At 62.0% G+C, this 9,269-nt stretch carries 11 protein-coding genes; 4 read left to right on the top strand and 7 right to left on the bottom strand.

All coding sequences use genetic code 11. The annotated features are described in order from the left end of the window. Positions 1-785, bottom strand: a 785-nt coding sequence (locus tag AAC023_RS12005) for a sterol desaturase family protein (protein ID WP_339741440.1), incomplete at its 3' end; no start/stop codon positions are given. Positions 786-884: 99 nt separating this feature from the next. Here AAC023_RS12005 and AAC023_RS12000 point away from each other — a divergent pair. Next, positions 885-1,580: a Crp/Fnr family transcriptional regulator gene (locus AAC023_RS12000; protein ID WP_339741439.1), complete on the top strand. Its 696-nt coding sequence runs from the start codon at positions 885-887 to the stop codon at positions 1,578-1,580. A gap of 58 nt (positions 1,581-1,638) precedes the next feature. Here AAC023_RS12000 and AAC023_RS11995 read toward each other — a convergent pair whose 3' ends face one another. Next, the gene (locus AAC023_RS11995; protein ID WP_339741438.1) at positions 1,639-2,133 is read right to left on the bottom strand and encodes a DUF805 domain-containing protein; all 495 of its coding nucleotides are present in this window, start codon (positions 2,131-2,133) and stop codon (positions 1,639-1,641) included. Positions 2,134-2,291: 158 nt separating this feature from the next. Between AAC023_RS11995 and AAC023_RS11990 the strand changes: the two genes are divergently transcribed. After that, positions 2,292-3,677, top strand: coding sequence for a M28 family metallopeptidase (locus tag AAC023_RS11990; RefSeq protein ID WP_339741437.1), 1,386 nt, complete (start codon positions 2,292-2,294; stop codon positions 3,675-3,677). Between the two features lie 77 nt (positions 3,678-3,754). On the opposite strand, the gene mscL is transcribed toward AAC023_RS11990, so the two are convergent. The 5 genes from mscL to AAC023_RS11965 form a co-directional block, all read right to left on the bottom strand. Further along, entirely contained in the window at positions 3,755-4,171 is a 417-nt protein-coding gene (gene mscL, locus AAC023_RS11985; RefSeq protein ID WP_339741436.1) for a large conductance mechanosensitive channel protein MscL, read from the bottom strand. A gap of 184 nt (positions 4,172-4,355) precedes the next feature. Further along, positions 4,356-4,670 carry a hypothetical protein gene (locus tag AAC023_RS11980; protein ID WP_339741435.1) on the bottom strand — a complete coding sequence of 105 codons (315 nt, stop codon included), beginning with the start codon at positions 4,668-4,670 and terminating at the stop codon, positions 4,356-4,358. A gap of 134 nt (positions 4,671-4,804) precedes the next feature. Further along, on the bottom strand, positions 4,805-5,947 hold the full coding sequence (locus AAC023_RS11975) for an SO2930 family diheme c-type cytochrome (RefSeq protein ID WP_339741434.1): 1,143 nt from the start codon (positions 5,945-5,947) through the stop codon (positions 4,805-4,807). Then, the gene (locus tag AAC023_RS11970) at positions 5,944-7,182 is read right to left on the bottom strand and encodes a parallel beta-helix domain-containing protein (RefSeq protein ID WP_339741433.1); all 1,239 of its coding nucleotides are present in this window, start codon (positions 7,180-7,182) and stop codon (positions 5,944-5,946) included. The genes AAC023_RS11975 and AAC023_RS11970 overlap by 4 nt, the downstream gene beginning before the upstream one ends. 85 nt (positions 7,183-7,267) lie before the next feature. Next, positions 7,268-7,726 carry a helix-turn-helix domain-containing protein gene (locus tag AAC023_RS11965; RefSeq protein ID WP_339741441.1) on the bottom strand — a complete coding sequence of 153 codons (459 nt, stop codon included), beginning with the start codon at positions 7,724-7,726 and terminating at the stop codon, positions 7,268-7,270. A 322-nt stretch (positions 7,727-8,048) separates the two neighbouring features. Between AAC023_RS11965 and AAC023_RS11960 the strand changes: the two genes are divergently transcribed. Both AAC023_RS11960 and AAC023_RS11955 read left to right on the top strand, forming a co-directional pair. Then, positions 8,049-8,981 (top strand): bile acid:sodium symporter, encoded by a 933-nt coding sequence (locus AAC023_RS11960; protein ID WP_339741432.1) that lies wholly within the window; start codon positions 8,049-8,051, stop codon positions 8,979-8,981. A gap of 37 nt (positions 8,982-9,018) precedes the next feature. Then, the coding region (locus AAC023_RS11955) for an amidohydrolase family protein (protein ID WP_339741431.1) at positions 9,019-9,269 on the top strand (251 nt) is incomplete at its 3' end.

Here is a 9,269-nt window from a genome sequence, read left to right as displayed (position 1 = left end):
ATCAACGGCCAGATCAGCTGCTCGCCCACACTGGTCGGTGGCAAATCCTCGACGCCGAGCTTTTCCGGGTAGCGCCGGGTGATCTTGGCGGTGCCGAAAAGAACGTCCCAGAAAAACAGCAAATTGCCGAAATTGCCCTTGTAATGGGTGATGCCGTCATCGGCATGTTTGCCATGATGGGCGCTGTGGGTGGCCGGGGTCGAGATCGTGCGCTCGACGACCCACATCAGCGGCGAGAGCCATTTGATGCGATAGAGCGGTTCGTCCCAGCGCACGTCGGAATGGGCGGCGAAAATCACGCTCATCTTGACCACGAGATAGGCGGCATAGACCCAGCCCAGCCCGAGATAGATCAGCGCGCCGGACAGCCACAGGCCGGGCATCAACATGTAATAGAACAGGTTATTGCGGTAGACGACGCGGATGGAGAGGTATTCGGCATTATGGTGCGGCCGGTGCAGCTTGTAGAGCCAGGGGAAGGTGTGAGAGGCGCGGTGCCACCAGTATTGCGACAGATCGTCGAAGATCAGCAGCAGGGCCAGCTGGGCCAGGACCGGCCAGGTCGAGAGCATGCCCTGGGCTTGCGGCGCCACCAGGCTGGCGATCAGACCACCGCCAAACACCGCCATGGGCTGGATCAGCAGGATCAGGCCAAAGCCGGACACCAGCTCGACCCAGACATCATCGCGCGTCTGGCCCGGCTTGCGGAAGAAGCCGGTCAACAGGATTTCCAGCACCACGAAGGTAAAGAAGACGGCGAGGACGGCGAAATATTCCGGTTTCATGGCACAGCTCCACCGGGCCGATGGCCAGCCCGTCTGATGGGATTGATTTACCCCCAGGCTGGCCGCAAGAATGCCAATAAGTTTGCAATTGGAGCCCGAATGGCCGACCTGCTCGATTTTGGTATGACGGCGCTGGGCGATCTGCTGACGCCTCGGCTGGCGCAGCGGCTGCGCGCCGGCGGTAGCCCGGTACGCTATGCCGACCGCGCCCTGATCCACGCCCGCGGCGATGTCAGGCCCGGCCTGTCCATGGTGCGCTCCGGATCGGTGCGCTTCGGCAATCCGGGCAGTGATGGTTCCTATATCGTCATCACCGTGATGGGGCCGGGCCAGTGTTTCGGCGAATTTTCCCTGTTTGCCGATTTGCCGCGCACCCATGATGCGGTCGCGATCGGCGAGACCGTGGTCGACCAGATCAGCCGCACGGCTTTCGATGCCATCCTCGCCGAGGAGCCTGAACTGAGCCGGATCATGCTCACCGCGGTAACCGGACGCCTGCACGCGGCGATGGAGCTGATCGATGATATGCGCCGATTGCCGCTGCCCGTGCGCGCGGCCAAGCTGATCTGGCAGATGTCGCGCTCATCGTCACGCCCGTCAGCCTGCGTCCGCTGTACCCAGACCGAGCTGGCCTTTGCGCTTGGCGTCTCCCGTGTGTCCAGCGGCAAGGCGCTGGCTGTCTTGCAGAAACTCGGCCTGGTTGAACCCGGTTATGGCCAGATCGGCATTCCCGATCGAGACCGGCTGGAAGCGTGGATCGGTGCCCGCGCCAAGCTGTCCGCCCTTTCGGCCTGACTGCGCTTGGAATAGTCCGGAGCACCGTTCGGCATCCCGTAACACGGGACTGGCTGGCTCAGGCTTCGGAGAAGGGACCGTTCCGCGGCGCAAGAAGGGGGGCGAGGTGTCGCTCATTCTCATACCCATTCATTCCGGCCGAGCTTCGCTGGAGATAGAACACAAACAGCAGGATTCCACCGATTGGGATGACGTTGAGCGCGACGAACCACCATCCGGATCGCCCGATATCGTGCAGACGCCGGATCGATACGGCGGCATTGGGGATGAAGGTCAGCATCAGAAAGCCCATAGCCAGCGTTCCAAACGGCGGCAAGTTATCGGCGAGGCCAATCCTGCCCGCAGCCCCTACGGCCGAGGACGGCAAACTGGCTTCCAGGCCATCATGATAGCCTTGGTTATAGGCCCGCATCACCGCGACTATCGCGATGGCGAGGACGGTCCCGTAGCGAAACAGGACCCATTTCCAGAACTCGCCGCGTGCGGCGCGTCCCTCAAAGTTGAAGGAATTCCGAAACACGCTAGCTATGGCTTGGAAAAAGTCCACGTTCACCCCTAATTCGCCTGACAACTATGGGGTGTCACGCCGATTTTGGCAAGTTTGTGTCAAGTGCTCCCCGGGCATGTCCGCTGCGTTCAGTCCCGCCAACGCTTGACCTGGCCCCGCGGCGCGCCAACACTGGTGAGAGCTCAACTTGAATTGGGGAATCCATGCATCGATACACGCTCCTGGCCGCCTCGCTGATACTGGTGGGCGGTACTGCCCAGGCCAAGGCGCAGAGCGCGCAACACGCACCGCCGGCCGAAGTTCTCGCCGTGCACGACTATGTCGCTGCCGTCTCGCCCGACCGCATCGAGGCGGATATCCGGACCCTGGCCGGTTTCGGCACGCGTCATACCCTGTCGGAGACCGAGAGTGATACGCGCGGCATCGGTGCCGCCCGGCGCTGGATCCATGACGAATTCGAGCGCATCTCCGCCGATTGTGGCGGCTGCCTGGAGGTGATGTATGTCTCTGACACGATTTCCGGCGAGACCCGCATTCCCGAGCCGACCGATGTCGTGAGTGTCGTCGCCATCCAGCGTGGCCGCATCGATCCGGACCGCTATGTGCTGATGTCCGGCGATATCGACAGCCGCGTCACCGATCCGCTCGACGGCACATCCGACAGTCCCGGCGCCAATGACAATGCCTCCGGCATGGCCGGCGTTCTGGAAGCGGCGCGCGTGCTCAGCCAGCACGAGTTTGACGGCTCGATCATCTATACCGGCCTGTCGGGCGAGGAGCAGGGCCTGTTTGGCGGCCAGATCCTCGCCGCCCATGCGCTCGCCGAAGGCTGGCGCATCAAGGCCGTGCTCAATAACGACATGATCGGCAATATCTCCGGCATCAACGGCGTCACCAATAATGCCACCGCCCGCGTCTTCTCCGAAGGCACGCGCGATGTCGAAACGCCGGAAGAGGCGAGGGCCCGACGTTTTACCGGCGGCGAGGTCGACAGCCCGTCGCGCAATCTGGCGCGCATGGTTGACCGCACCGCCGATCAATACATCCCCAATCTCGATGTCATGATGGTCTACCGCCTCGACCGCTTTGGCCGCGGCGGCCATCACCGCCCCTTCAATGCCGTTGGCATTCCCGGCGTGCGCATCATGGAAACCAATGAGCATTATGACCGCCAGCACCAGGATCTGCGCACCGAGGATGGCCGGGTTTATGGCGATACGATCGAGGGGGTTGATTTCGACTATGCGGCCAAGCTGACGGCGCTCAATATCGCTGTCATGGCGCAGATTGCCGGCGCACCGCCGGTCCCCGCCAATGTCACGATCGAGGGCGCGGTCCAGCCCTCGACCCATCTCAGCTGGACATTGGCTGAAGGCCCGGCGGCGGCCAATCTGGCCGGTTATCGCGTCCATTGGCGCCTGACCGATCAGCCGCAATGGACCTATAGCCGTTTCGTCGGACCGGTTGGCGAATACACGCTCGAGAATGTGGTCATCGACAATTATTATTTCGGCGTGTCCGCGGTCGCGCTTGATGGCTCGGAAACGCCGGTCGTCTTCCCCGGCGCGGCGGGTTCTTTCGGCGAGTAAAATCGTCTGGCACCCAGACACGAAAAACCCCGCGGATCAGGCGGTCCGCGGGGTTTGTTCTGGGTGTTCTGCGGGTCTTACTTCTTGGCGAGCAGGTCGCGGATTTCCATCAGCAGAACCTGGTCCGTCGATGGCGCGGCCGGGGCTTCCGGTGCGGCAGCTTCTTCTTTTTTCATCGAATTGATGCCCTTGATGATCAGGAAGAGGGCGAAGGCGACGATGATGAAGCTGATCACATTGTCGATGAAGATGCCATAATTGATCGTGGCGGCACCGGCTTCCTGGGCCTCGGCCAGACTGGCATAAGTCTCGTTATTGAGCGCGATGAAGAGGCCGGAAAAATTGACCCCGCCCATCAGCATGCCAATGATCGGCATCAGGATATCGGTGACGAGTGATTTGACGATGGTCGAGAAGGCGCCACCGAGAATGAAGCCGACGGCGAGGTCGACAACATTGCCACGCATGGCGAAGTCTTTGAATTCCTTGAACATGATTGTTCTCCCTAATGACTGGATTAATTAATTTTAACCATGCGGGTTATTCGGCTGCGAAGTCAAATAGTTGCTTCACGGCGCCAGCCAGGCGGTGAACGTGCTGCCAGCGGCCGGCCGCAGCAATAAAATGCCCCGGCAGCGCGGGGCCGCCGGGGCTGAAAGTCTGCAATACCGGCCGGATCTAGTCGCGAGCGATGACGGTATAGGTCACGGTCGCGCCGGTGGCGGGATTGGTGCCGCTCCAGCTGTCGCCGAGAGCGAGCGAATCGGCAACGGGCTGGCAGCCGCTCTCGCCCGTGCTGCGCACGACGCACATTTCGCCATCAACCAGGGTCCAGGTGCCAGCGATACCGACATCGGTCGTATAGCTGCCATCGGCTTCGAAGAAAGTGGTGTAGCTCATTTCGCCGGCCTGGATATGAAGCGCGTTCTCGACCAGGGTTTCGGCCGGTGTGGACAGCAGGGCGAAGGCTGCTGCAATCAGTGTCAATGTCATCAAGTCTCTCCCCCGAACGGCGCGTCCGGAATGGGGCGCCATGGGCGTTGACTTTATCGCGACCCGTCCCGCCTCTCAAGAGAAGAGGTTGGGCAAATTCGCGCCTCAGGTGAAATCGGTCAGGCCTGCCCGGCCTATTCGGTACAGCGGGCCTGCATGGCGCCGATCCATTCGGTGAGCAGGGCGAGGCCTTCATCATGCCTCACGGCGCGGCCGAGTTCCGGCATCAATGAACCGGGGTCATTGATTTCCATCCGGTAGAGCAGGATGGACTGGTCGGGCTGGCCCGGTGTGATCGCAAAGGGCCTGTCGCCCGTGCCGCCACCGGCCGCAATCGGTGGCTTGCAGAAGCCGAGATTGGGGCCGTCCGGCGTGTCGTGGCGCAGATGCAGGCCGGATGTATCGGCCGGGCCGGCGGCGTTGTGACAATGGGCGCAATTGATGTCGAGATAGCTGCGGGCGCGATCATCGAGTGTGGCCGCAAGGTCGAGATAATCGGCGGCGCGCGGCGTGTTGCCGGCACCGGGCCAGTCGGCCAGATAGCCGGCGGCGGTCAGGTGCGCGAGCTGATTTTCGGCGCCATCGGGATAGGCGAAGTCACGGTTGAGATGGCGCGGCGCCGGACCGATCGGTTCGATCTCCCGCGTCGTATTATTGATAGCGTGGCAGCCGGCGCATTGATTGCTGGTCGGCACCGCATAGGCGAAGCCCTCGCGCGCGCCACCCGGCGACACCAGGGTCAGGCGCTGGATATCACCGGCGCGGGCGAGGCGGGCCTCGGTCTGTTCGGCATTCCAGACATAGGGCAGGGCGCTCCAGCCCGCGTCGCGACGCACCAGGATGCGCGTCTCGACCAGGCGGATCCCAGCGAGATCGAGCCCGTCAGCCCGCCAGCCTGGTGCGTGGTCGAGCGTGCGCAGGACTTCATCCTCGCCATTGCCGCGCGGATAATAGAAGGTCTTGGTGATGACCGTACCGACCGGGAAGTCGAGCACGTCATCCTCGCGATATTCCGCACTGACACCTTCGGGCATCCAGATCGTGCGCTGCTTGTGGGCATAATCGCTGAACAGCGGCGTCACCAGATCATAGGGCTCGACGCCGGCGCCCAGGGTCAGCGCGCGCCCGTTCGACGCCATCATCCCCCAATCGCTCAGCAGGGGCGGATTGCCCTCGGCGATGAAATGCGGTGATGACGGCGCCGGCCCGCCGCAAGCGGTCAGGGCCAGCGCCGCGATCACGATCACAGCCAGACGCATGGAGAGCGGGCGTGTCACTGGGCCGATGCCAGCTCGATCACCGGCAGGCGCGGCAGGGTGCAGCGGTGCTGGTCGGTCGTGACGGCCGGCGCGGCGTAGTCATTCGGCCCGTCGGCATTGACCAGCTCGGACTCACCATTTTCGAGACAGATGCGCAAATCGTCCGGCATTACGCCATCGACCAGTTTGGCGTCATCGCGATAACCATCCCACAAAACGTCCGGCATGCGGCCGAGTGGTCCGGCGACGAGGAGCTTCAACCCCTGCAGCTCGAGCCCGTCCGGATTGTCGCCGCCACCGGTGAAGCGGTTGCCATGGATATAGATGCCTTCGGGATAGGGGTCGAAATCATCCTGGACCGAATAGCTGGAATAGCCCGTCGAGTGCAGGCTGGAGATGATGATATTCGCGGTGCGATTATCCGAAATATCATTGTCGAAGATCTCGACCAGATCATTGGAGTTCACGACAATGCCCGAGCCGGCCGGAATGCTGGCGACCGGCGTGCCGGCATGGCCGAAATTGCCGGTATTATTGGCAAAAACATGATTGTTATAGACCCGCGTCTGCGAGCCGGGCTGCGGCAGGTTGGGCATATTGAAGACCAGGATGCCGCCGGTATTTTCCGTGGCGACATTGTCATAGACATCGGCACCGATCGTGTTCTCGACCTCGATGCCGGCGACATTGCGCTCGGCACGATTGCGGCGGATGACGACATTGCGCGACTGCCCGACATAAATCCCGGCATCAGAGGCGCCGATCGCGATGGAGTCTTCGATCAGCACATTGCGCGTCTGCACCGGGTAGATGCCGTAGGCGCCATTTTCGGTGCGCGGGCCGGCGGTCCATTCGACGCGGACGCCACGGATGATGATATTCTCGCCCTCATTGATTTTCAGGCCATCGCCGACCGTGTCCTCGATGGCAAGGTTTTCAATGGTGAAATCGCTGGCCGTGACCAGCAGGCCTTCAGCGCCCTGAACCTGGTCCTGGAAGGTCAATATGGTCCGGTCCGGGCCCTGGCCACGCAGGGTGATGCCGTCAACGGTGAGGCTGAGCGAACGGTCGAAAGCAAACACGCCCTCGGGAATTTCGATCACATCGCCGGGCCTGGCATCGATCAGGCGTTCGATCAGCTGGTTCTGGTAGCTGCGGTCGGCGCTGGTAAGGTCGCGCTCCTGCGGTCCGCCACAGGCGGCCAGACTTGTTGCCAGTGCGACCAGCGCGGCGGCCTTCATTATCATGGTCATGAATCATCCCCTCCCGGATCCTGAACTCAGAATAAGCGGTGAACGGCGTTCATGTCGATGTTTTCCATGTCTGCGTGCAGACTGGTCAGCTTGAGCTGCGTGCCGCCCGGGATTCCGTGATGACGGCGCATTCCGGCACGGTGCCGATATCGTGATGGGACACGGCTTCGCCGCTCTCATTGGCGACAGCCAGAGGCGCCAGTTTTTCGCCCGTGCGCAGATCGATCAATTCCACCGGACGGCCCTGCTGGCCATAGACCCATTCATCGCCCCATTGCTGCATCGCGATCAGGATGGGAAGCAGGGCTTCGCCGCGCCTGGTGAGGATATATTCCTGCCGGTGACCACGCACGCCGACTTCCTCGCGCGCCATGATATTGTTTTCGACCAGCTTGTTGAGCCGGTCCGTCAGGATATTCTTCGCAATGCCGGTGCTTTCGTGAAAATCGCTGAATCTCCGGGCGCCTTTCATGGCATCCCTGACGATCAGCAAAGTCCACCAATCGCCAACTTGATTCAGGGTCTGCGCGATCGCGCAGGGCATCTCGTCAAATCGTTTGCGTCCCATAGAAACAGTCCCCCAAAGACCGCGGTGTGCTGGAGTAATTTTCATCGCACACCCTTCATCCAGGCCGGATGAAACCATTGAGATCCTGTCGCCCAATCGACCGTGTGCAACGACAAGTATTCTGTCGTGCAGACCTCTATCAGTGTGCGGACGGACGATAGGCGAGGCAGCCAAACTTGGCGACCTTTTTTGTCGTGGGGAAAGATTACAGGGCTGTAACGCGCGCTGATGTCGGCAATTGCCGCACCGGCGTTTCCCTGCACACTGCGGGGTCAGCGGGGAAGCGAGGCCGGAAATCATGGACACAGTTGCGATCGACGATCTGCGGGTCATTCTGAATGACGAAATTCGCGGGGCGATCGCGCTGATCCTGATCGGGATGATGTTCACCGTCGCGCTTTCCCTGCGGCTGGAGGACTTCCATGCCGTGCGGCGCCAGCCGGTCCGGATTCTGGGCGGCGTGCTGGCCCAGATCATCGGCCTGCCGCTGGTGACGATGGGGCTGATCCTGATCATTTCGCCGCCTGCCAGCGTCGCGCTGGGCATGATCATCGTCGCCAGCTGCCCCGGCGGCAATGTCTCCAATATCCTGACCCATTTCGCGCGCGGCAATACGGCCTATTCGGTCTCGCTGACCGCGATTTCCAGCGTCAGCTCGGCGATTGCGACGCCGGTCTCCATCCTGTTCTGGTCGAGCCTCTACCCGCCGACTGCCGCCCTCGTGCACACACTGCATGTCGATGCCATCCCCTTCCTGGTGCAGACCCTCTCCCTGCTGGCCCTGCCGCTGGCAGCCGGCATGCTGGTCGCGGCGAAATTCCCGGACACAGCGGCGAAGATGCGCAAGGTCCTGTCGCCGATCTCCCTGTTGTCGCTGGTGCTGCTGGTTGCGGTCGGGGTGCAGCAGAACTGGAATGTCCTGATCGCTGCCGGCGCTATCGTCGTGCCGATCGCCATTATTCACAATGCCAGTGCCTTCGCACTTGGTGCCGGATCGGCGCGGCTGCTGCGGCTCGATATCGCGCGGCGGCGGGCCCTGACCTTCGAGGTCGGCATCCAGAATAGCGGGCTGGGTCTGTTGATTCTGCTCAGCCAGTTCGACGGAATTGGCGGCGCCGCGGCGATGACCGCGACCTGGAGCATCTGGCATCTGATTTCCGGCGGGGCGCTTGCGGGCTTGTTCCGCGCCCTTGATCGGGTGAAAAAGAGTGACACACACGAAGCCATATAATCGACGCGGCCAATTGAGCGTCAGGGGAGATGAAGTGATGTTTGATCTGAAAATCGAGGGCGGTCTGGTATTCGACGGCACGGGCGGCCCGGCCGTGTGGACCGATATTGGCATTACCGGCGGGCGTATCGCGGCCATCGGCAATGATATTGGCGATGCGAAACGCACGATCGACGCCAGGGGCCAGATCGTCACGCCGGGCTTTATCGACGTTCACACCCATTATGACGGCCAGGCCAGCTGGGACGGCGATCTGCGCCCCTCGATCGATCATGGCGTTACCACGGC

The sequence above is a fragment of the uncultured Maricaulis sp. genome, from assembly GCF_963976135.1.
GTDB lineage: Bacteria > Pseudomonadota > Alphaproteobacteria > Caulobacterales > Maricaulaceae > Maricaulis.
The sequence above is the reverse complement of the archived record's forward strand: the minus strand, read 5'-3'. Positions and strand labels throughout refer to the sequence as shown.